The 22,436-nt window shown below is 62.5% G+C and carries 17 protein-coding genes; 11 read left to right on the top strand and 6 right to left on the bottom strand.

What is annotated here, in order from left to right:
• Nucleotides 1–2: 2 nt before the first annotated feature.
• From murB to ligA, 9 genes are all read left to right on the top strand, one after another.
• On the top strand, nucleotides 3–959 hold the full coding sequence (gene murB / locus VOI22_RS00535; RefSeq protein ID WP_323794652.1) for a UDP-N-acetylmuramate dehydrogenase: 957 nt from the start codon (nucleotides 3–5) through the stop codon (nucleotides 957–959).
• Complete coding sequence (locus VOI22_RS00530) at nucleotides 956–1,873, top strand: D-alanine--D-alanine ligase (RefSeq protein WP_028465844.1); 918 nt, start codon at nucleotides 956–958, stop codon at nucleotides 1,871–1,873. The genes murB and VOI22_RS00530 overlap by 4 nt, the downstream gene beginning before the upstream one ends.
• Nucleotides 1,861–2,736, top strand: coding sequence for a cell division protein FtsQ/DivIB (locus VOI22_RS00525; RefSeq protein WP_323794651.1), 876 nt, complete (start codon nucleotides 1,861–1,863; stop codon nucleotides 2,734–2,736). Before VOI22_RS00530 ends, VOI22_RS00525 begins: the two co-directional genes overlap by 13 nt.
• On the top strand, nucleotides 2,736–4,037 hold the full coding sequence (ftsA, locus tag VOI22_RS00520) for a cell division protein FtsA (protein WP_028465845.1): 1,302 nt from the start codon (nucleotides 2,736–2,738) through the stop codon (nucleotides 4,035–4,037). The genes VOI22_RS00525 and ftsA overlap by 1 nt, the downstream gene beginning before the upstream one ends.
• Before the next feature lie 187 nt (nucleotides 4,038–4,224).
• Entirely contained in the window at nucleotides 4,225–5,823 is a 1,599-nt protein-coding gene (ftsZ, locus tag VOI22_RS00515; protein WP_323794650.1) for a cell division protein FtsZ, read from the top strand.
• A 185-nt stretch (nucleotides 5,824–6,008) separates the two neighbouring features.
• A complete protein-coding gene (gene lpxC / locus VOI22_RS00510; protein ID WP_323794649.1) occupies nucleotides 6,009–6,923 on the top strand; it encodes a UDP-3-O-acyl-N-acetylglucosamine deacetylase in 915 nt (304 codons plus the stop codon).
• 122 nt (nucleotides 6,924–7,045) lie between these two features.
• Nucleotides 7,046–7,882, top strand: coding sequence for an outer membrane protein assembly factor BamD (locus VOI22_RS00505; protein ID WP_323794648.1), 837 nt, complete (start codon nucleotides 7,046–7,048; stop codon nucleotides 7,880–7,882).
• A gap of 6 nt (nucleotides 7,883–7,888) precedes the next feature.
• Entirely contained in the window at nucleotides 7,889–9,553 is a 1,665-nt protein-coding gene (gene recN, locus VOI22_RS00500) for a DNA repair protein RecN (protein WP_323794647.1), read from the top strand.
• Between the two features lie 13 nt (nucleotides 9,554–9,566).
• On the top strand, nucleotides 9,567–11,657 hold the full coding sequence (gene ligA, locus VOI22_RS00495; protein WP_323794646.1) for an NAD-dependent DNA ligase LigA: 2,091 nt from the start codon (nucleotides 9,567–9,569) through the stop codon (nucleotides 11,655–11,657).
• 396 nt (nucleotides 11,658–12,053) lie between these two features.
• Here ligA and VOI22_RS00490 read toward each other — a convergent pair whose 3' ends face one another.
• Both VOI22_RS00490 and VOI22_RS00485 read right to left on the bottom strand, forming a co-directional pair.
• Nucleotides 12,054–12,842, bottom strand: a complete 789-nt coding sequence (locus VOI22_RS00490) for an enoyl-CoA hydratase/isomerase family protein (RefSeq protein WP_323794645.1) — start codon at nucleotides 12,840–12,842, stop codon at nucleotides 12,054–12,056.
• 27 nt (nucleotides 12,843–12,869) lie between these two features.
• Nucleotides 12,870–14,678: an aminopeptidase P family protein gene (locus tag VOI22_RS00485; RefSeq protein WP_323794644.1), complete on the bottom strand. Its 1,809-nt coding sequence runs from the start codon at nucleotides 14,676–14,678 to the stop codon at nucleotides 12,870–12,872.
• Nucleotides 14,679–14,945: 267 nt separating this feature from the next.
• Between VOI22_RS00485 and VOI22_RS00480 the strand changes: the two genes are divergently transcribed.
• Nucleotides 14,946–15,389 carry a DUF1127 domain-containing protein gene (locus VOI22_RS00480; RefSeq protein WP_323794643.1) on the top strand — a complete coding sequence of 148 codons (444 nt, stop codon included), beginning with the start codon at nucleotides 14,946–14,948 and terminating at the stop codon, nucleotides 15,387–15,389.
• A gap of 96 nt (nucleotides 15,390–15,485) precedes the next feature.
• Here the strand turns inward: VOI22_RS00480 and VOI22_RS00475 are convergent, their stop codons facing one another.
• The 4 genes from VOI22_RS00475 to VOI22_RS00460 form a co-directional block, all read right to left on the bottom strand.
• Nucleotides 15,486–16,388 (bottom strand): 50S ribosomal protein L11 methyltransferase, encoded by a 903-nt coding sequence (locus tag VOI22_RS00475; protein ID WP_323794642.1) that lies wholly within the window; start codon nucleotides 16,386–16,388, stop codon nucleotides 15,486–15,488.
• 14 nt (nucleotides 16,389–16,402) lie between these two features.
• Nucleotides 16,403–18,712 carry an ATP-dependent helicase gene (locus VOI22_RS00470; protein WP_323794641.1) on the bottom strand — a complete coding sequence of 770 codons (2,310 nt, stop codon included), beginning with the start codon at nucleotides 18,710–18,712 and terminating at the stop codon, nucleotides 16,403–16,405.
• 327 nt (nucleotides 18,713–19,039) lie between these two features.
• On the bottom strand, nucleotides 19,040–20,848 hold the full coding sequence (locus VOI22_RS00465; RefSeq protein ID WP_323794640.1) for a chloride channel protein: 1,809 nt from the start codon (nucleotides 20,846–20,848) through the stop codon (nucleotides 19,040–19,042).
• Between the two features lie 3 nt (nucleotides 20,849–20,851).
• Nucleotides 20,852–21,328 carry a thioesterase family protein gene (locus VOI22_RS00460; protein ID WP_323794639.1) on the bottom strand — a complete coding sequence of 159 codons (477 nt, stop codon included), beginning with the start codon at nucleotides 21,326–21,328 and terminating at the stop codon, nucleotides 20,852–20,854.
• Between the two features lie 75 nt (nucleotides 21,329–21,403).
• On the opposite strand from VOI22_RS00460, the gene VOI22_RS00455 reads away from it, so the two are divergent.
• Nucleotides 21,404–22,333 carry a hypothetical protein gene (locus VOI22_RS00455; protein WP_323794638.1) on the top strand — a complete coding sequence of 310 codons (930 nt, stop codon included), beginning with the start codon at nucleotides 21,404–21,406 and terminating at the stop codon, nucleotides 22,331–22,333.
• The last annotated feature ends 103 nt before the right edge of the window (nucleotides 22,334–22,436 follow it).

Genomic DNA, 22,436 nt, shown 5'->3' with positions numbered 1-22,436 from the left:
TCATGGCCGCCCTTCGCTCAGATACGCACACATCCCTGATCGAGCGCCTGCCGGAAGTGCGTGGCCGCTATCAGGAGAATGTCGATCTGTCCGGACAGACATGGTTCCGCGTCGGCGGTCCTGCCGAGGTGGTGTTCCGCCCCGCAGACTCTGAGGATCTGGCCGCTTTCCTGCGCGAGAAGCCCGCGAACGTCCCGGTCACGGTGATCGGCGTTACGTCCAATCTTCTGATCCGCGACGGCGGCATTCCTGGCGTGGTTATCCGGCTCGGTAAAGGCTTCAACCAGATCGACTTCAGCGCCGACATGGTGACCGTGGGCGCCGCCGTGCTCGACCTAAATCTCGCCAAAGCCGCCCTCGCCGAGGGTCGCACCGGCCTCGCCTTCATGTCCGGTATTCCCGGCTCCATCGGGGGCGGCCTGCGGATGAATGCGGGCGCCTATGGCAGCGAATTCAAGGATGTTCTGTTCTCTGCCGAGTTGGTGACCGGCGACGGCATCCTGCGCCGGGTTCCGGCAGGCACGCTCGGCATGTCCTATCGCCATTCGGACGCACCGTCGGACTGGATCTTCACCGCCGCCACCTTCCAGGCGCCGGTCGGAGACAGAGATGAGATCAAAGCCGCAATGGATGAAATCAAACGCTCCCGCGAGGCCAGCCAGCCGATCCGCGAGCGCACCGGCGGCAGCACCTTCGCCAATCCGGAAGGCCACAAATCCTGGCAACTGATCGACGCCGCCGGATGCCGGGGCCTCCAGATCGGCGGCGCCATGGTTTCCGAAAAGCACTGCAATTTCCTGATCAACACCGGCACAGCGACGGCCGCCGATATCGAAGTGCTCGGCGAGGAAGTCCGGCGCCGGGTGAAGCAGACCACCGGCATCGAGTTGCGCTGGGAAATCCGCCGTATCGGCGTCGGCGGTGTTGCCAGCAACACGAACAGGGGAGACCGCTCATGAGCAAGCATGTCGCCGTTCTGATGGGCGGATGGTCCGGTGAACGCGAGGTTTCCCTCTCCAGCGGCCACGAATGCGCCAAGGCGCTGCGCGAGGCCGGCTACCGGGTGACCGAAGTCGATGTCGATCGCAGCATCCCGTTCCGTCTTGCCGAGCTGAAGCCGGACGTCTGCTTCAACGCGCTGCACGGACGGATCGGCGAGGACGGCAACATCCAAGGTCTGCTGAACATCCTCGACATTCCCTATACCCATTCCGGCGTCGAGGCTTCCGCCATCGCCATGGACAAGCCGCGCGCCAAGGATCTCTTCATGCGGGCCGGGCTGAAATGCCCGCCCGGCGTCGTTCGCTCCCGCGCCGAGGCGCTGGAAAGCGAGGCCATGAAGCGGCCTTACGTCCTGAAGCCGATCGATCAGGGCTCCAGCCTCGGTGTGCATATCGTCCGTCCGGGCGACAATTACCGTCCGACGGCGGAAGACTGGCCGTTCGGCGATATCGTGCTTGAGGAGAAATTCATCGCCGGGCGCGAGCTGACTGTTGCCGTGCTTGATGGCGCCGCCCTCGCCGTGACCGAGATCACCTCGGAGCGCGGCTTCTACGATTACGACGCCAAATACGCCGATGGCGGCTCAATCCATATCCTGCCGGCCGCTCTGCCGGAGGCCGTAACAAGCCGCGTCCTGCAGATGGCCGAACAGGCCCACGCCACCCTTGGATGCCGGGGCGTGAGCCGGGCCGATTTCCGCTTTGACGACACCGGCGACGATGTCGGACCCGATGACCTTTATCTGCTGGAAATCAACACCCAGCCGGGCATGACGCCGACCTCGCTCGTCCCGGAACAGGCCAGCTTCCACGGCATGAATTTCCCCGCGCTCTGCGCCAAGCTGGTGGAGGACGCGCGATGCGACTACTGAGCGCCGACAAGAGCAAGACCGGCAAGAAATCCACCGCCACCCGGCGGCGCCAGACCCGGCGTCCGCGGATGTCGGCCCGGCGCATGCGTCAGGTACTGATCGGCACCGGGTTCGCGACGCTGACCGCCATCGTTGCAGCCAGCGGCTGGCACGCGGCCCGTACCGGCGCCGCGGACGAAGCGGCCCGAATGATCGACATGGTCGGCACGGACATCTCGAACGAGCTCGGCCTCGTGGTTTCCGACATTCTGGTCGAAGGCCGTTACCGGACCGAACGCAGCGCCTTGGTTGCCGCGATCGCGACCGATCGCGGCGAGCCGATCCTCGGCATCGATCTGGAGGCACTGAAATCCCGTATCGATGCCCTGCCCTGGGTGCGTACCGCAGCGGTCGAAAGACGCCTGCCCGATACCCTGTTCGTCAAACTTGAGGAACGCACCCCGCTCGCCCTGTGGCAGCGCGACGGAGACCTGTCCCTGATCGACGATCGCGGCGTCGAGGTCCCGGGCCAGAACCCGCGCCGCTTCGCCGACCTGCCGATCGTGGTCGGTGCCGACGCACCGGCCCGCGCCCATGAATTCCTCAACCTGCTGTCCGGCGAGCCGGACCTGAAGCTGCGTGTCCGCGCCGTTACCTGGATCGGCGAGCGGCGCTGGAATGTGCGGCTGGATACCGGCGTCGATATCGAGCTTCCGGAGCATGCGCCGGACAAGGCCTGGTCTCATCTCGCCAGGCTGCAGCGCGACCATGGAGTGCTTAACCGGGACGTCATCGCCATCGACCTGCGCCTGCCGAACCAGCTCGTCGTCCGGGTTGCCCCGACTGTTTCCAGCCGCCTCCGCAATCCGGGGAAAGACACCTGATGCGCAAGAGCCTCGCCAAGCCCCGGACCGGCACCGTCGCGATCCTCGACATCGGATCGACGAAGATATGCTGCCTGATTGCGCGGGTCGGTGAGAACGGCGCGCGAGCCGAGCAACATGGCGAGCAGGCACCGAGCCTGCCTGGCATCCGCGTCACCGGTATCGGCCACCAGGTCGCCCGCGGCATTCGCAGCGGCATGATCGTCGACATGGCCGAGGCCGAGGAATGCGTCCGCGCTGCCGTCCATGCCGCGGAAAAGATGGCTGACGAGACCATCCAGCGCGTCTTCGTCAATCTGTCCGGCGGATATCCTCACTCGCAGACAGTCGGCGTCGAGGTCTCCATCGGCGGACAGGAAGTCGGCGACACGGATATGCGCCGCATCCTCAGCCAGTGGCAGAAAGTCGAAGTCGAGGCGGACCGTCAGCTTATCCACTCCATTCCGGTTGGTTATTCCATTGATGGCAGCCGTGGTATCCGCGATCCGCGCGGTATGTGCGGCGACCGGCTCGGCGCCAACATGCATCTGGTGACCGCCGCCTCCAGCGCCGTGCGGAACATCGCCAGCGTGGTCGAACGCTGCCATCTGGGCATCGAGGCCTTCGTGGTCTCTCCTTACGCAGCCGGGCTCTCCTGTCTGGTCGAGGACGAGCGGGATCTCGGCGTCACCGTCATCGATATGGGCGGCGGCACCACCACCATGGCCGTCTTCTTCGACGGTAGCGTAATCTATACCGACTGCGTGCCCGTCGGCGGCGCCCATATCACCAGCGACATCGCCCGCGGCCTTGCCACGCCGGTGCATGAAGCCGAGCGCCTGAAAACGCTCTATGGCAGCGCCATCCCCTCCAGCCTCGACGAGCGCGAAGTGATCGACGTGCCGCTGGTCGGCGAGCAGGACGAGAACCATCCCAATCACGTTCCGAAATCCCTCCTGATCCGGATCATCCATCCGCGTCTTGAGGAAACCTTCGAGCTTGTCCGCAACCGGCTGGAAGCCAGCGGTTTCGACAAGGTCGCCGGCCGCCGCGTGGTCATCACGGGCGGCGCGAGCCAGATGCCGGGTATCCGGGATCTGGCACAGGAAATCCTGGACAAGCAGGTCCGACTGGGCCGGCCGATCCGGGTGAACGGGCTGGCGGATGTTGCCAGCGGTCCGGCCTTCGCTACCAGCGCCGGACTGCTTGCCTATGCCGCCGACCCGGCACTTGACGCGTCCCGCCAAGGGCACGTCGCCAACAAGGAGACCGGAGGCGGCCTGTTCGGCCGTGTCCACTCCTGGCTGAGGGAGAACTTCTAATGCAGCAACTCCGGTTCACACCCAACGCAAGCTCCGGCCCGTGCCCGACACGCCCGGCCGAACGGCCGCGCCGTGACCACAAGCAGACCACCGACCAAGAAAATCAGGCCAGAAGGCCGAAATCCAGCGTGCTCCTCCAGGCACGTATCCCCCAGACAACCCTCTAACGCGAGATCAGGAGGCCCCCATGACCATCAATATCTCAGTCCCGAACGATGATAACGAACTGAAGCCGCGGATTAGCGTCGTCGGCATCGGCGGTGCAGGCGGCAATGCCGTCAACAACATGATCCGCTCCAACCTTGAGGGTGTCGAATTCATCGTCACCAACACCGACGCCCAAGCGCTGAAACAGTCGCTGGCGGATCGCACAATCCAGCTCGGCACCGGCGTGACCCAGGGTCTCGGTGCCGGCTCCCGGCCGGAAGTTGGCCGGGCGGCCGCCGAAGAGGCGATCGAAGACATCATGGACAACCTGCGCGAAAGCAACATGGTGTTCATCACGGCAGGCATGGGCGGCGGCACCGGTTCCGGCGCTGCTCCGGTGATCGCACAGACCGCTCGCGAAAACGGTATCCTGACTGTCGGCGTGGTGACCAAGCCGTTCCACTTCGAAGGCCAGCACCGGATGCGGATCGCGGATCAGGCGATTGAGGAGCTGACACAATATGTCGACACCCTGATCATCATCCCGAACCAGAACCTGTTCCGGGTGGCGAACGAGAAGACCACCTTCGCCGACGCCTTCAACATGGCAGACGACGTGCTGCATTCCGGTGTGCGCGGCGTTACCGACCTGATGATCATGCCAGGCCTGATCAACCTCGACTTTGCCGACATCCGTACGGTGATGAGCGAAATGGGCAAGGCGATGATGGGCACCGGCGAGGCCAGTGGCGAGAAGCGCGCCATCGACGCCGCCGAGGCCGCGATCAACAATCCGCTGCTTGAGGACACCACGATGAAGGGTGCCCGCGGCGTGCTGATCAACATCACCGGCGGCATGGACATGACCCTGTTCGAGGTCGACGAGGCCGCCAACCGCATCCGCGAGGAAGTCGATCCGGAAGCCAACATCATCTTCGGCTCGACCTTCGACGAGAAGATGGAAGGCACCATGCGGGTCTCCGTCGTCGCCACCGGCATCGCCGCCGAGGGCATGGCGCAGAAACGCCCGCCGCTGACCGTGGTTCCGACCAAGGCAAAAGCCGCTCCGGTTAAGTCGGCTGCCGAAAGCACAGCTGCCGCTGCCGCTAATGCCCCGAGTGCCCCTGTCGGGGACATCCCGGCCATCTCGGCATCCAGCGATACGGTTCATGTCGCGGGAAACACTCTGGTGATCGGTGAAACTGACCTCGACGACGCGGCGCTGACCGCTCAGACCCAGGCCGACACGGCACGGGCCGAAGCGGAAGCACCGGCACCGGTTGCCGCGGAGCCGAAGGCCGACGACACCTTCATCGCACCGCCGCCAGCGGTTCCGGCAGCCAAGGGGAGCCATGAGCCGGACCCTTTCCAGGCTGCGGCTATGGCGAATGCCGGCCGTCGCGAAGACACTGGCGCAGACAAGCCGCAGAGCCTGTTTACCCGGATGACCGGAATGGTCGGCAAGAAGTCGTCCGAACCGGCCCCGGAAGCCAATCCGCAGCGTTTCGTGGACGTCAATGCGCCTGAACCGAAACAGGCCCGTCTCGGGGCTCTGGACCAGTCCGAACGGGTTGCACCGGCACGCCAGGATGACGATCTCCTGGACATTCCGGCCTTCCTTCGCAGGCAGGCGAACTAACCCTGAATTTACGCCGTTAAATCAGTGCATTACGGCGTAACATTCAGTCATAAAGAGTGATTTGAGAGCTCCGGGAGATATTGATACATCTTCCGGGGCTTATTTTTTTATTTACCAATATTCCGACCCTAATTCTCCGAGAAATTCGGAATGAACTGCCGAGGGCCGGTGTCAGGAGCATCCTTGTGATTGCGCAACAGACCTTGAAGACGAGTATCTCTTGCCGGGGTGTCGGATTGCATGGCGGCGTCGACTGCATCATGACGCTGCATCCCGCCGCTGCCGATCACGGCATTGTCTTCAAGCGCACCGATGTCTCCGGCAAGGACCCGCTGGTCCGCGCCCGCTGGGACATGGTGCATGACGCCACCATGTGCACCCGGCTGCAGAACAATGACGGCGTGACGGTCTCCACGGTCGAGCATCTGATGGCGGCGCTTGCCGGCTGCCGCATCGACAATGCCCTGATCGAGATCGACGGCCCGGAAGTGCCGATCATGGATGGTAGCTCCGAGCCGTTTGTACTGCTGATCGAATGCGCCGGCACCGCCGCCCTCGCCGCACCGCGCCGCGCCATCCGGGTTCTGAAATCCGTCAGTGCCCAGGACGACAAGCGCCGGATCGAAATCACCCCGGACGATCACTTCTCGGTTAATTTCGAGATCGAGTTCGACAGCGCCGCGATCACCGAGAAAAGTCTCGACGTGAAGCTGGTCAACGGCACCTTCAACGAAACCATCAGCGGCGCCCGCACCTTCGGCTTCATGGAAGACATCGACCGCCTGCGCGCGGCCGGTCTCGGCCGGGGCGGTAATCTCGACAATGTCGTGATCGTCGACGGCGACACGATCCTCAACGAAGGCGGCCTGCGCTTCAAGGACGAGTTCGTTCGACACAAGATCCTCGACTGCGTCGGCGATCTCTATCTCGCCGGAGCGCCGATTCTCGGTCGCGTCGATGCCTGCAAATCCGGGCACCTGTTCAATAACAAGCTGCTTCGGGCCCTGTTCGCGGACGAGACCGCGTGGGAGCTGGTCGACATGACCCCGGAGATGGCCGCGGCGGACCACGATCATCCGTTGCTTGCCGCGACCGCGTAACTCCTCTATCCCAACAGTGTTATTCGGCGGGTACCGGCCGGGCTGCGGATTCCTCTGCAAACCCCTTGGCGTCGGCGCCCGGGAACCGTATTTTCTTATGGACACATGTCCGGGGAAATCCGATGAAATTCGCCTTTGGTGATTTTGGCCCGCTGCGGCTGAAAAACCTCGCTTTTCTGACCTGCATTTTGGCCCTGGCCGCCTGCAGCGATGACAAGTCGAAGCTGGAATATGTAGAGCGCCCGGTCGAGCAGCTCTACAATGAGGCTGTCGATAGTGCGCTGCAAGGCGACTACAAAAAAGCCGCGCCCCTGTTCGACGAGGTCGAGCGCCAGCACCCCTACTCTGTCTGGGCCACGCAGGCGCAGATCATGGCTGCCTATTCCCTGTATCAGAGCAACAAGTACGACGAAGCGATCAACGCGCTCGACCGGTTCATCCAGCTGAACCCGAGTAACCAGAATGTCGACTATGCCTACTATCTGAAAGGCCTCAGCTACTACGAGCAGATCGTCGATGTCGGCCGTGACCAGAAGCTGACCAGGAACGCCATGGATACGCTGCAGGAACTTGTGCAGCGCTTTCCCGAGAGCCAGTATTCCCGCGATGCCCTGCTGAAGCTCGACCTGACCCGGAACCATTTGGCGGGCAAGGAGATGGAGATCGGGCGGTTCTATCTGCGCCAGGAAAAATATCTCGCCGCCATCAACCGCTTCAAGCGCGTGCTCGAGAACTTCGACACCACCGATCAGGTTCCAGAAGCCCTGCATCGTCTGACCGAGGCCTACAGCGCCCTCGGCCTGCACCAGCAGGCAGAGCGCACGGCCGCCGTTCTCGGGCACAATTACCCGGGCAGCGATTGGTATCAGGACAGCTACGCCCTGATGACCACCGGGACCAGTCGCGGTTCAAAAGCGGACGATGACGGGCTCTTCGGCCTTGATCTCTGGATATTCTGACCAGCTATGCTGACCAGCCTCACGATCCGCGATGTGGTGCTGATCGACAGGCTCGACCTCTCGTTCGGGCCCGGCCTCGCCGTGCTGACCGGGGAAACCGGGGCCGGTAAGTCCATTCTGCTGGACGCACTTGGTCTCGCGCTCGGCGCGCGGGCCGACAGCGGCCTTGTCCGCAACGGCGCAAAACAGGCCGTCGTCACCGCGAGTTTCGACGTGCCGGACGGGCACGGCTCCGCCGAAATCCTGGAAGAAATGGGCATCGAGGTGGATGGCCCGGTCATCCTGCGCCGGATCGTCACGGCGGACGGTCGCAGCCGCGCTTTCGCCAATGACGAGCCGGTCAATGTCGCTACCCTCAAACGCCTCGGGGAAACTCTGGTCGAGATCCAGGGCCAGTTCGACCAACGCGGCCTGATGGATCCGGCGACCCACCGCGAGACTCTGGATGAATATGGTGGACACGACACGCTGCAAGCAGCCGTGCGCAACAGCCATGCGGCCTGGAGCGAAGCCCGCTCGGCCCACCAGCGGGCGCGCGAGGAGCTGGAACGCGCCCGCACGGAAGAAGACCTGCTGAGACATAATGTCGAGGAACTCGACGCAGTGCAGCCTGAGGACGGCGAGGAAAGCCGTCTCGCCCAGGACCGCACCTTGCTGGCCAATGCCGCCCAGATCCTGGAAGCGATGAACGCCGCCGTCGACGCGCTGCAGAACGAAGACGGCGCGGACCGGGCCGTTGCCGGGGCCCAGCGCAGCCTGGAGCGTGTACGCGACCGGGCCGGCGACAAGCTGGATGCCGTGCTTGAGGGCCTTGACCGCGCCGCCGCCGAAATCCAGGAAGCCCAGCACGCCCTGACCCAGATCGCCTCCGACGTGGAAGCGGATTCCGGCCGGCTGGAGGAAGTCGACGACCGGCTGCATCTGCTGCGCGGCCTCGCCCGCAAGCACAATACCGAAGCCGACCGGCTGCCCGAGATACACCGTGCGCTGTCCGCTCGCCTGGCAGCGCTGGACGATGCCGGCGGCGGGCTCGCCGATCTGGCCCGCGCGGAGCAGGATGCCCGCGATGCCTATACCAAGGCTGCCGAATTACTGACGGCCGCACGCACAAAAGCGGCCGACAAGCTGGACACGGCGATCACCTCTGAGCTGGGTCCGCTGAAGCTCGACAAGGCGACGGTCAAAACCCGGCTCGATCCTCTAGCCGAAAGCGACTGGAGCGCGGGCGGCATGGAGCGGGTCAGCTTCCTGATCTCGACCAATCCCGGCGCACCACTTGGCCCGCTCGGCCGTATTGCCTCCGGTGGCGAACTCTCCCGCTTCCTGCTCGCCCTGAAAGTTGTGCTCTCCGAGGCCAACCCTGTTTCTACTCTGGTTTTCGACGAGGTCGACAGCGGGGTCGGTGGTGCTGTGGCGGCGGCTGTCGGCGAGCGTCTGGCCCGCCTCGGCACCGACACGCAGGTTCTGGTCGTCACCCATTCGCCTCAGGTCGCCGCTCGTGGCATCCGGCACTGGCACGTCGCAAAGCAAGCCGATGGCGAGTTGGTGAAAACCGCCGTTTCCCAGCTTGAGACCAGCGAACGCCGCGAGGAACTTGCCCGCATGCTGTCCGGCGCAACCGTGACTGACGAAGCCCGGGCAGCAGCCGACAGCCTTCTCAACCCAGCCTGAGGACCGATCTCGCATGACTGCCCCGGAAACGCGCAAACCGGTTGAGGCCCTGAGCCGCGACGACGCAGATTTCGAGTTGCGCTTCCTCGCCGCCCAGATCGAGAAGCACGACAAGCTCTATCACCAGAAAGACACCCCGGACATCAGCGACGCGGAGTATGACGCGCTGCGCCGCCGGAACGATGAGCTCGAAGAAGCCTTCCCGGACCTGATCCGCCCGAACAGTCCGTCGAAACGGGTTGGCGCCGCCCCGTCTGCCGGTTTCTCCAAGGTTCGGCACAAGAAGCCTATGCTGTCGCTTTCCAACGCCTTCTCGGACGAGGATGTTACGGACTTCGTCGCCCGCATCAGGCGTTTTCTCAGCCTCGGCGAGGATGCGCCCGTGGCTCTCGTCGCCGAGCCCAAGATTGACGGCCTGTCTGCGTCCCTGCGCTATGAGAACGGCACATTCGTTCAGGGTGCGACGCGGGGTGACGGCACCGAAGGCGAAGACATCACGCGCAATCTGCAGACCATCGGCGATATCCCGAAAACCCTGCCCGCCGATGCACCTGCTGTGTTCGAGGTTCGCGGCGAGGTTTTCATGGGCAAGGCGGAGTTCCGCGCCCTGAACCAGCGTCAGGAGGAAGCCGGGAAGAAGATCTTCGCCAACCCGCGCAACGCTGCAGCCGGGTCCCTGAGACAGCTCGACCCGAACATCACGGCGGAGCGCACGCTCCATTTCTTCGCCTATTCCTGGGGCGAGGTTTCCGAGATGCCTGCCGACAGCCAGACCGGGTTTCTGGAAAAGCTGAAGGAATGGGGCTTTGTGATCAATCCGATGACAAAGCTCTGTGACGGATCGACCTCGGCGCTCGAGGCCTACAAAGCCATCGGCGAGGCCCGCGCCGCGCTTGATTACGATATCGACGGCGTCGTCTACAAGGTCGACCGGCTGGACTGGCAGGAACGACTGGGCATGGTCAGCCGCGCGCCGCGCTGGGCCATCGCCCACAAGTTTCCGGCGGAGCAGGCCGAGACCGTGCTGGAAGGCATCGACATCCAGGTCGGCCGCACCGGCTCCCTCACCCCCGTCGCCCGGCTCACCCCGATCACGGTCGGCGGTGTCGTGGTGTCGAACGCTACCCTGCATAACGAGGACGAAATCCACCGCAAGGGCGTGCGGATCGGCGATACGGTGGTTATCCAGCGGGCCGGCGACGTCATCCCGCAGGTGGTTCGCGTGATCGAGGAAAAGCGCCCCGCCGATGCCGTTCCTTATGTATTTCCCGATCATTGTCCGGTCTGCGGCAGCGAGGCCGTGCGGCCAGAAGGTGAAGTCATCCGGCGCTGCACCGGCGGCCTGATCTGTGCCGCGCAAGCGGTCGAGCGGCTGAAGCATCTCGTCTCCCGCGATGCCTTCGATATCGAGGGACTGGGCGCCAAGCAGGTCGAGGCGTTCTACGAAGACGGCCTGATCGCGCAACCAGGCGATATCTTCCGCCTGAAGGACCGGGCAGAGGAGATCTCAACCCGCGAAGGCTGGGGCGAGAAATCCCTGACCAACCTTTTGGCCGCCATCGAAGAGCGCCGGAAAATCGGTCTCGACCGGCTGATCTATTCCCTTGGAATCCGGCAAATTGGCCAAGCCACCGCGAAACTGCTTGCCGCCAATTACGGCACACTCCCGGCACTGACCGCCGCCATGCTGGAAGCAGCGGACCCGGACTCGGAAGCCTATGCGAGCCTGATCAATATCGATCAGATCGGCGAATCCGTGGCCGCCGACCTCATCGCTTTCTTTCATGAGGACCATAATCGCGCGGTTCTGGAGGATCTAGAGAACGAGCTGGAGATCGAAGCCTTCGAACGAGCCGTGGCGGACGACAGCCCCGTTGCAGGCAAGACCGTGGTCTTCACCGGTACGCTGACAACAGTGAGCCGTGGCGAAGCAAAGGCAAAAGCGGAGTCACTCGGGGCAAAAGTAGCGGGGTCCGTCTCAAAGAAAACTGATTTTGTGATTGTCGGCGCCGATGCCGGATCGAAAGCCCGGAAGGCCGAAGAGCTGGGCCTGACGATTCTGAGCGAGGAGGAATGGCTCACAATGATCGGCGCAAACGTCTAATTCAAAAGGACTTTTCTTCGAGGCCTGCGTGTTTCGTGAACGTAGGGGGCACCCTATGCCAATCGTTATGCTTCCAGCGCATACCAACCCTGATGTTTCTCGATTACTCGCTCAAGAGTAGATCGCCTAATTGAGGCTCGTACCGCACAGCGGAACAAAACCCGGGCCCGTTGCCCCTCTCACCCCCCTAGGAGGAAGCGATGACGACGTTTCATTATGTTGGACTGACGAACATGGCCGCGATTGGCCTTTTCACGCTGGTTCTTACCGTCATCGGTTGAAGAGCCCGGGTTGGAATTTCCCCTCCCGCAAAAACGGGCTCCGATTTACGGAGCCCGTTTTTGTTTGTCCGGAATCAGCTTGCTCGCCTGACATCCCGGCGCAGCAGTATTCCGGTCAGCGTCCCTTGAAGACCGGCTTGCGCTTGTTCAGGAAGGCATCGAGACCCTCTCGGCCATCCTCGGTCTGGGCCAATTCGGCGATGGTCCGGGTTTCGTCTTCCATCTGCGCTTCCACAGATTGCTGAAAGCTGGAAGCCAGCAAGCGCTTCACACCGCCATAGGCCCGGGTGGGACCGGAGGCAAATTTGGCCGCCAGCTTGCTGGTCTCCTCGGCCAGATCGTCATCCTCGATCACGCGCGTGACGATGCCCCAGTCCTGCGCCTCTTCCGCGCTCAAGGTCCGGTTCGTCAGCATCAGCTCCTGCGCCCGGCGCATACCCACGATCCGCGGCAGAAAATAGGTGGAGCTGCCGTCGGGCGACAGGCCGGCTAACGTATAGGCCATCTTGAATTGCGCCGATTTCCCCGCCAGCACGATGTCCCCGATCAGAGCCGTGCTGAAGCCGGCACCAGCCGCCATGCCCTGCACGGAAACGATTACCGGCGAGTTCATCCGGTACAGACGGGAGATGGCGGCGTGAAAATAGGCCGTTGTCTCTTTCAGGCAGGCGCCAATCCGGGCGCTCTGGGATTCGAAGTATTTCAGATCGCCACCGAAGCCGAAGACCGAGCCGCTGGCATCCAGAATGACCGCGCGGACATCAGGGTCCTCGCTGGCATTGATCGACGCTTCCAGCAGTTCATGCGCCAGCGCGAGATTCACGGCATGACCCGCCTCAGGCCTGTTCAGCGTGATCCGAGCCACACCGTCCGCCGCCGAATAGAGAATAGTCTCATAGGCCATGTTTACGTCTCCCTTTGCCCCTTAAACCTACGCAACCCGTGGCGCCAACGGCGCCGTCGCATCCGTCAGCCAGACGGTCGTTTCCGGATCGAGATCCGGGCTTAATGTCTCCCGCACCCGCGCATGATACGCATCGAGCCAAGCGATCTCGCCGCTGTCGAGCAGGGAGAGATCGATCAAGGCGCGGTCAATCGGCGCCAGCGTGAGCGTCTCGAAGCCAAGCATCGGCCGTTCCGCTCCCGGCACGTCGCGCGCTTCCACGGCAACAAGATTCTCGATCCGGATACCGAAAGCGCCTGCCCGGTAATAACCGGGCTCGTTGGAAATGATCATGCCGGGTTTCAACTCGGCCCCGCCACCGGACTTGGATATCCGCTGCGGCCCCTCATGCACACCGAGATAGGCGCCGACGCCATGCCCGGTACCATGATCGTAATCGAGCCCAGCCTCCCAGAGCGGACGGCGGGCCAGCGCGTCGAGCTGACCGCCGGTGGTGCCCTGCGGGAACACGGCACGGGAAAGCGCGATCATGCCTTTCAGCACCAGCGAGAAGCAGCGCTGCTCCTCCTCACCGATGATGCCGGTAGAAAGCGTCCGGGTGATATCCGTGGTGCCGTCGAGATATTGCGCCCCGGAATCGACCAGATAGATCTCACCCGGCTCCAGGTCCCGGTTGCTCTCCTCCGTCACCCGGTAATGCACGATGGCGCCGTTCGGCCCCGCGCCGGAAATTGTGTCGAAGCTCGGCCCCCGGAACATCTCGTGCTCGGCCCGGAAGCCGTGCAGCCGCTCCACCAGCGTCATCTCGTCCAGCCCGCCCTGATGCGCCCGGCTCGCAAACCAGCACAGGAACCGGGCATAGGCCAGGGCATCGCGGTAATGCGCGGCCCGCACGCCGATCATCTCTATATCGTTCTTCACGGCCTTCACAGGAAGGATCGGGTCCGCCTGCAGGTCGAGCTTGCCGTCGGCCTTCCGGACCCGCTCCATTGCCCAGACCGGCGCACTGGCCGGATCGATCTGGATGGTCACCCCATCGCTTGCGAGCCGGTCAAGCGCGGCACCAAGCTCACCCTCCGGGCGCACGGTCACAGCATTGCCGAGATGCGCCAGAACATCGGGGCCGAGTTTGTTACCGTCGATAAAAAGATCAAGCGTCTCGTCCGCGGACAGGATTGCGAAGCACAGGCAGAGCGGCGTGTTCTCGACATCGTTGCCGCGCACATTCAGCAGCCAGGCAATCGATTCCGCCGACGTAATCAGCAGGGCCTCGGCGCCTGTCAGCTCAAGCGTCCCGGCGATTTCAGCCCGCTTCTCCTCGGAGCGCTTCCCGGCGTAAACGACCTGGTGCGGCTGCATCGGCTCCGCCGGTGCCGCCGGCCGGTCGGCCCAGACGGCATCCAGCGGGTTAGCCTCAAGCAGCACCAATGTGCCGCCGGCCTTCTCGACCGCCGTGCGCAATCGCTCCACCTGCTGGTCCGTATGCAGCCAGGGATCGATCCCGAACCGCTGGCCACTGCCGAGCTCTTCACTGATCCAGTCCGCCGCGGTTTTATCCGCGATGTTGAAACGCTGATAAAGGTTACCGTCGACCTGGCTTTCGATCTGCAGGCTGTAGCGGCCATCGGTGAAGACCGCCGCCTTATCCCGCAGCACCACGGCCGTGCCAGCGGAGCCATTGAAGCCGGTCAACCAAGCCACCCGCTCGGCTGAGGCCGGCAGATATTCGCTCTGATGCGCGTCGGCCCGCGGCACGATCATGCCGTCCACTCCAGCTTCCGCCAAAGCCGCCCTGAACGTACCGAGCCGTTCCGCTGCCGTGCCCGTTGCGGACATATTCCCTGCTCCTTGCCTTGCCTGTATCCGGATCTGCCTGATGCCAGATTAGGCATCGCACCGGACGGGAACAAGGGAAGGAGCGAAATGCTTCGGATTAGTTTTATTAACAATCGGTTAAGTTTGACGCATGACAAAACCCACAATGCATGCACTCAACGCATAACTGCGCTGCAAACACACCGCTCCTCGCATGTCAAGTCCGCATCTATATTCCCATCATCAGATTTAAACACCCGATGAAACATCCCTTTAGGGACGAGCAAAATGAACTACTACAAACTTTCCAACCGCCTTGAGGCCCTGAACGTGTCAGAAGCTGGTCCCTTTGTCGCCCGGATCACGTATCCCGGCGACACAGTGCTCCGCCGCCACAGTCTGTACAGCGCTGAGATGCATATCCGTGCTGAGTACAACCGTTACATCGGCACCCTGATCGCCAAAGGAGCCAAGTCCATGTTCAAGAACCTCATCAACCGCCTGCGCGTTTCCCGCACCATGTTCGAGCTGAACAACCTCGACGACCGGATGCTGGCCGACATTGGCCTGACCCGCAGCGAAATCACTTCTGTTGCCCGCCGTATCGCCAACGTCTCGACCCAGCCGGTCGCAGCACGGACGATCATTACGCCGGCCGCAACCATGACCGAAATTCCGGCTGGCTTCGTCACCGAAGCCGCCAACAGCGACGAGCAGCGGGAAGCCGCCTAATTCCCCCTCCCCTCAGGAGGCTTCTCTAGCGCTCGAAAGTCGGCGGTTCCGAAACTCCTCCCGTTCGGAACCGCCGCCCCAACTTGAAGTACGCTTCTACCGGTGTGGTCCCGAGACCACGCCGGTTTTCTTTTTCAGCATCAGCGTCATCCAGTCGCCGAACCGCCACTTCCCGGCCAGCACCAGCCCCTGCTGGCGGTGCGCCGAAAGCACAGCCGACGTCTGGTGATAAAGCAGCCCCGACAGAACCGCAGTCCCGCCAGGCTTCAGCGCGCGGTTGAGCGACGGCGCCATCTTGCAGAGCGGCCGCGCCAGGATGTTGGAGAGAATCAGCTCGTAAGCTCCGGCCGGGCGGTCCTTGAGGACCGCATATCCATTCCCGGAGCGGGCTTCCACCCGCTTGCCGACCCCGTTCGCTATCGCGTTTTCCAGCGTTGTTTCCACCGACACAGGATCGATATCGACGGCCATGACCCGGGCCGCCGGCCAGATCTTTGCCGCGGCCATGCTGAGAATGCCGGACCCGCAGCCCATATCGAGCACCTTGGCCGGCGTCATCCGCTTGGACAGTCTGTCGATCGCCCGCAGACATCCCTCGGTCGTGCCGTGCGAGCCGGACCCGAAAGCCTGAGCCGCATCGACCTCGATATTCAGGGTTCCGACCGGCGCCTTGCCGCGCAAGTGCGAGCCATGCACCAGGAACCGGCCGAACTGCATCGCTGGGAAAGATTCCCTGTTGAGACGCAGCCAGTCGGTATCCGGCAGCAGCCCGATCTCGACCTCCGGCAGATCGTACCCGCCGAGGGTTGCGGCAACGGAAAGCGCGCCAACGATCTCGCCTCGGTCCGGCTCCACGGTCGAGACGCCCTTCAGGATCCAGACTTTGTCTTCTTCCTGCTCGAAGACCGAGATCGCCTCGACAAAAGGCTCAAGAACATCCGACAGCGGCAGGGCCGCAGCCGCGGAGGTTTCCAGGGAAACTTGCCAGATCGGCTTCATAATTCACTCTCTAACTAGGGCTTACTTACAAAACTGGCGACGAGCTTCTTGCTTCCCGCCTTGTCGAACGCGATTTGCAGCTTGTCCCCATCAACGGTCGACACGGTGCCCATACCGAACTTCTGGTGGAACACACGCTCGCCAACTGCGAAGGGCGGCGGCTTGCTGCGATCCACGACATAGCCCTTACCTTCGAGCAACGGCGCTTTGGCCCGGCTTTCTCCGCCGCGCCGGCCATATCCGGGTCCGCGTCCGCCCTGGGCCGAGCCATAGCCGAAGCTGCTCCCGCCCCAATCGTCAGCGTCACCGGACGCACTTCCGAATCCGCCATAGCGCGAGCCCTGAAATCCGGTCTCGCTGCTGACCTCCACCTGGTCGGCCGGCAACTCATCGACGAACCGGGACGGTATCGAGCTTTGCCACATGCCATGCACCCGGCGGTTCGCAGCGAAACTGATATGCACCTGTTTGCGTGCCCGGGTCAGACCGACATAGGCCAGACGGCGCTCTTCTTCCAACCCGGCGGCACCGCTCTCGTCCAACGCCCGCTGATGCGGGAACATGCCGTCCTCCCAGCCGGGCAGGAAAACCTGATCGAATTCCAGCCCCTTGGCCGCGTGCAGGGTCATGATGCTGACCTGGTCCTGATCGGTACTCTGGGCGTTTTCCATGACCAGGCTGATATGTTCGAGGAAGCCTGCGAGATTCTCGAACTCCTCCATCGCGCCGCAGAGCTCCTTCAGGTTCTCCAACCGGCCCGGCGCTTCCGGTGTTTTATCCTTCTGCCACATCTCGGTATAGCCGGACTCGTCCAGCACGATGCGGGCGAGGTCGCTGTGGTCCTCGACATCGATCAGGGAGCGCCAGCGCTCGAAATTACCGATCACCTCAGCCAGTTTGCGCTTGGCGGCGGGCTTCAGCTCGTCCGTTTCGATGATGCGGGAGGCCGCCCTGTAGAGCGACATGCCCTCGTTCCGGGCCAGGTGATGCAGCACCTGCAAGGTGGCGTCGCCGATGCCGCGTTTCGGCTTGTTGACGATCCTCTCGAAGGCGAGATCGTCATCGCGCTGGTTGACCACTCTCAGGTAGGCCAGCGCATCACGGATCTCCATCCGCTCATAGAAGCGCGCCCCGCCGATCACCCGGTAGGGCAGACCGATGGTCAGAAAGCGCTCCTCGAACTCGCGGGTCTGGAAGCCGGCCCTGACCAGCACCGCCATCTGCGCGAGCTTCACGCCCTTGCGCTGCAGCGCCTCCATCTCCTCGCCAACATGCCGGGCTTCGGATTCTCCGTCCCAGAGACCGCGCACATTCAGCTTTTCGCCTTCAGCGCCCTCGGTCCAGAGCGTCTTGCCCAGCCGCCCCTCATTGTGGGAGATCAGCGCGGAGGCCGCTGCAAGGATGCGCGAGGTCGAACGGTAGTTCTGCTCCAGCCGGATCGTCTTCGCGCCGGGAAAATCCTTCTCGAACTTCAGGATATTGCCGACCTCGGCACCGCGCCAGCCATAGATCGACTGATCGTCATCGCCGACGCAGCAGATGTTCCGGCTTTTCTGCGCCAAAAGCCGGAGCCAGAGATATTGCGCGACGTTTGTGTCCTGATATTCGTCGACCAGAATGTAGGTAAACTGATCGTGATATTTCGTGAGCACGTCCGGATGGCTCTGAAACAGGTCAACGCACAGCAGCAACAGATCGCCGAAATCGACCGCGTTCAGGATTTTCAGGCGTTCCTGGTACTGCCGGTAAATCTCCACCAACCGGCCGCCGGCGGCATCGCCCGCTTCGTCGCGTCCGACCTTGTCCGGGGTCAGGGCGCGATCCTTCCAGCGCTGGATGACGCCCATCATGGCCCGTGCCGGCCACTTCTTGTCGTCGATGTTTCCGGCCTGCAGAAGCTGCTTCAGCAGACGCTGCTGATCGTCCGAATCAAGGATGGTGAAATCCGACCGCAGCCCGGCGAGTTCCGCATGACGCCTCAGAATCTTGGCCCCAAGAGCATGAAAAGTGCCGAGCCATACCTGCTCCGCCATCGGCCCGATCATGCCGCCTACACGCTCGCGCATTTCCCGCGCGGCCTTGTTCGTGAAGGTCACTGCCAACACATTCCAGGGCCGGGCGCGACCGGTCGAGATCAGGTGCGCGAGACGGGTTGTCAGAACCCGTGTCTTGCCGGTCCCGGCCCCCGCGAGGACCAGCAACGGTCCGTCGACAGTACGAACGGCCTCGGCCTGCCGGTCGTTCAGGCCGTTCAGATAGGGCGCATCGGCATCCGGTCCCGCGGGTGGGGTTTCGGGCTCATCGTCGAAAAACAAGTCAGACATACGGTGCAGCAGGAAAAATTTCGGGTAGGGTGAAGTCCATAGGCCTTTAACAAAATTTTAGTGAATCCAAATCTATCTTATCACTAACAGCCCGACGGGCTCCGAAGATTTGGATGAACGCCTATGTAAGAGCAGGCTCGGTCTATTGCCACAAAAGCCTCTGGAACTACCTTTAACACAATAGATCATGGCTCGCTTTACTACAGACTAACGGATCCGTTGTCGCACCTTTCAAGAGCCGGTCCCAAATGGTCGCGACAAACGGTAGACGGGGTGTCAATCCCCTGCTTGTCCCCAACGAGCAGACGGAGGCACCCCGTCGCCTTTTCAGCCTATATATCCGCCGCGTTTAGCTTGGTCGCCGTGCTCCTCGTCCCGAAGCCGCTCCAGAGCGCGGTTATAGGCGCGCATCACATCCGCTTCTTCAAGCCAGCCGACCAGAACCGGCTTGTCCTTTCCCCTGACAACCGGCAACACGCCATCGCCAATCCCAGCGAAACTGTCGATCACCGGCCCCACCTTTTCGGACGCCCCCAGAACCGGACGCGATTTATCGACAAATCGGCCAATGTCAAATTCCCTCCCGGTATCGGAGGCAAAAGCATCAGGGCCGAGCGCCGCCAGAGTCAGGGTTCCAATCAACTGCCCGTCCCCACCGGTCACAAAGACAACCCCGCCATTCGCCTTCAGCAACGCCGCACGCACGTCCCGGAGACCAGCATCGCGCCGGATCGTGGTCGCGCCTTCATGCATCAGGTCAGACACAGTCATTCCGCCCAGCACCTCGACATCGTGGCCACCTCGAACGGTGACGCCACGGGCCTTGAGCTGATTGTGGAAGAAAGACGGACCATGCAGCGTCCGGGTCAGCAGAGACGCGATAACGACCGCCACCATCACGGCAATCGTCAGACGGTAATCCCCGGTCAACTCCACGATAATCAGCATTGTCGAGATCGGCGCCCCGAGGACCGCACCAGATACAGCCCCCATGCCGACCAGCGTATAGGCGCCGTGGCCGGACGAGAGATGCGGATAGGGAATGGCGGCGACGATGCCGAATGCCCCGCCGACCATCGCACCGATGAAAAGGCTCGGGCTGAATATGCCCCCGCCAAAACCGAAGCCGAGTGAAATCGCGGTCGCCAGCATCTTCAGAAGAGCCAGCGCAATCAGGGTCCACAGCACATAATTCTCGTTCAGCGCGCTATCCATCGCTTCATAGCCGACGCCGAGAAGCTCGGGAAAAACAAGGGCCAAAGCCCCCACCGCGAGCCCGCCGAAAACCGGCCTAATCCAGCCAGGCAAGCGCGTGCGCTCGGCGAGGGATTGCATGACCGGCACCAGCCGCATGAAGGTTATGGCGGCCCCCGCCGCAGTGACCCCGAGCAGCGCGAAGGCACCGAATTCAAAGAAGGAAGCGATTTCGTGCGGCGGCACGGTAAATGCCGGAACATCACCAAAATAGGTGCGCGAAACGATCGTACCAGCAACGGAAGCAATCACGATCGGCGCGAAAGCGGTCAGCGCATAATGGCCGATGACCACTTCCAGAGCGAAGAAAACACCAGCGACAGGTGCGTTGAACGAGGCCGCAACGGCCGCAGCGACGCCGCAGCCGAGCAATGTGCGCGATTGCGACCGGGCCAGCCTGAAACGGCGCCCCATATAGCTGGCGATGGTCGCCCCAAGATGCACCGCAGGCCCCTCACGGCCGACGGAAGCGCCGGAGCCGATGGACGCGGCACTGACCAGAGCAGCGCCGAGACCTGCACGCCCGGACATCCGGCCGGCCCTGAGGGCATTTGCCTCGATCACATCGGCTACGCCCTGAGGACGCCCGCCCGGCATCAGAAAGCGGATATAGAGTCCGATCAGCAGACCGCCCAGAGCCGGAGCCAGCAGCAAATGCCACCAGGCAAGTCCGGCGACACCGGAGGCGACTCGCTCATGCTCAAAGCCATAGAACCCGGTCTGGATCAGCCCGATCAGTTCGCGAAACAACACAGCAGCAAAGGCGGCGGCGATACCCACAGCAACCGCAAGCCCGGAAAGCAGGACCTGGTCGTTGCGAATCCCCGCAGACACACGGTCCTGCAAAATCCGAAGCCAGGTGGCCTGACGATCACCGGCCATCCCCTAGGATCTCCGGATCGCGATTGTGCGGCCGGCGGCATCCGGTTTCGGCAGCGCGTCATGAACCCGCTGCAAATCTTGCAGACGCGCAAGCGCCACTGCGGGAAAAGGCGCCGAGCGCCGGGTTTTCAGGTCGACATGCATGATCATCAATTCGTTGGTCGCGGCAAGATAATGCTCCTCCGCATGATACATCCGATGAAAAACATGCATACGTTTTGCATCATGGTCGAGGATTTGCGTGGTGAAACACAGCCCGTCTCCGGGTCCTACCTCGCGATCGTAGGTCACATGCGCCTCCAGCACGAAGACCGAGGCATCATGTTCATGACGATAGGAAGCGCCGAGCCCCAGATAGTCCAGCAGGACGTCGGTCGCCTTGTCAAAGGCAACGACATAGTAGCCGACATTCATGTGCCCGTTATAGTCGACCCAGTCGGGCTGGACCGTCAGTTCGCCGGAAGCGAAACACTTGTTCAAATCAACCTGTTCCATAGTCCGGACATTAACGGCATTTGTTTTGTCCCGCCACGGCACACAAACGGAAGTTCAGCGGTGAGGCTTTTACAGTATCTCGGACGGCGTGCTGCGCTGGTAATGGCGCTCGGAGTCTTTATCGGCCTTGCCTTGCCGGATCTGGCAGCCGTGGCGAAGCCCCTGCTCTCGCCGACCGTTCTGATCATGCTGACCGTCGCCATGACCAGGACCGATGCGTCCTCTCTTGGCCGGACGAGCCGCCGGGCCGGAACCCACCTGGTTGCGCTGCTCTGGCTGCTCATCGTCACACCGTGCCTGATGTATGCCACTCTGGTCTTCCTCGACGTACCGCCGGAACTGGCGACGCCGATGCTGATCTGGAGCGGCAGTCCGCCTCTGGTAACGGTTCCCGTCATTGCCCTGATCATCGGACTGAACTCGGCGGCCGCCCTGCTCCTGATGGTGGTCTCGACTTTCGTCTTCCCCTTCATCCTGCCCGGCCTTCTGTTCTGGCTGATCGGCATCGAGGTTGACCTGAGCGCGGGCGCCCTGACCGTGAAACTGGCGCTCATGATTGCCGGGTGCGCCCTTGTCGCGACCATTGTCAGGCGCAAACTCGGCACCGAAGTCTTGCGGGAGAAAGCTGCGATTTTTGACGGCATCGCGGTTGTTCTGATGCTGGTTTTCGCCGTCTCCGTGATGGACGGTGTCCGCGACTGGCTGGTCACCGACCCGGCGACGGTAATGCTCTACGTTGGGGCGGCTTTTGCAGGAAGTCTCGGCCTGCAGCTGATCGGCGGATTGGTGTTCTTCTGGACCGATCGCCAGAATCAACTCTCTGTCGCCCTGTCCTCCGGAAATCGCAACATGGCGTTGTTCATGGCAGCGGCAGGCTCCGCGCTCGGGCCGGAAGCCTTCCTGTTTTTTGCCGTCGCCCAGTTCCCGATCTATATACTTCCTGTAATGCTAAAACCCATTTACCAGAAACTGTCGGCGCAGACGGTTTGATCTCCGTGAGACGATTTCTGAATGATCTTGTGATATTAAGGAATTAGCACCCATTTAGGATTAGACTGCCGGTAATTTCGGCAAAGCCTTCTCAGGCAAAAAG

It is taken from the genome of Nisaea sp., from assembly GCF_034670185.1.
GTDB lineage: Bacteria > Pseudomonadota > Alphaproteobacteria > Thalassobaculales > Thalassobaculaceae > Nisaea.
The sequence above is the reverse complement of the archived record's forward strand: the minus strand, read 5'-3'. Positions and strand labels throughout refer to the sequence as shown.

Bases quoted from the DNA above. Each gene is read 5' to 3' on its own strand.
- murB (WP_323794652.1), top strand. From the start codon at position 3: ATGGCCGCCCTTCGCTCAGATACGCACACATCCCTGATCGAGCGCCTG.
- VOI22_RS00530 (WP_028465844.1), top strand. From the start codon at position 956: ATGAGCAAGCATGTCGCCGTTCTGATGGGCGGATGGTCCGGTGAACGC.
- VOI22_RS00525 (WP_323794651.1), top strand. From the start codon at position 1,861: ATGCGACTACTGAGCGCCGACAAGAGCAAGACCGGCAAGAAATCCACC.
- ftsA (WP_028465845.1), top strand. From the start codon at position 2,736: ATGCGCAAGAGCCTCGCCAAGCCCCGGACCGGCACCGTCGCGATCCTC.
- ftsZ (WP_323794650.1), top strand. From the start codon at position 4,225: ATGACCATCAATATCTCAGTCCCGAACGATGATAACGAACTGAAGCCG.
- VOI22_RS00505 (WP_323794648.1), top strand. From the start codon at position 7,046: ATGAAATTCGCCTTTGGTGATTTTGGCCCGCTGCGGCTGAAAAACCTC.
- recN (WP_323794647.1), top strand. From the start codon at position 7,889: ATGCTGACCAGCCTCACGATCCGCGATGTGGTGCTGATCGACAGGCTC.
- ligA (WP_323794646.1), top strand. From the start codon at position 9,567: ATGACTGCCCCGGAAACGCGCAAACCGGTTGAGGCCCTGAGCCGCGAC.
- VOI22_RS00490 (WP_323794645.1), bottom strand. From the start codon at position 12,842: ATGGCCTATGAGACTATTCTCTATTCGGCGGCGGACGGTGTGGCTCGG.
- VOI22_RS00485 (WP_323794644.1), bottom strand. From the start codon at position 14,678: ATGTCCGCAACGGGCACGGCAGCGGAACGGCTCGGTACGTTCAGGGCG.
- VOI22_RS00480 (WP_323794643.1), top strand. From the start codon at position 14,946: ATGAACTACTACAAACTTTCCAACCGCCTTGAGGCCCTGAACGTGTCA.
- VOI22_RS00475 (WP_323794642.1), bottom strand. From the start codon at position 16,388: ATGAAGCCGATCTGGCAAGTTTCCCTGGAAACCTCCGCGGCTGCGGCC.
- VOI22_RS00470 (WP_323794641.1), bottom strand. From the start codon at position 18,712: ATGTCTGACTTGTTTTTCGACGATGAGCCCGAAACCCCACCCGCGGGA.
- VOI22_RS00465 (WP_323794640.1), bottom strand. From the start codon at position 20,848: ATGGCCGGTGATCGTCAGGCCACCTGGCTTCGGATTTTGCAGGACCGT.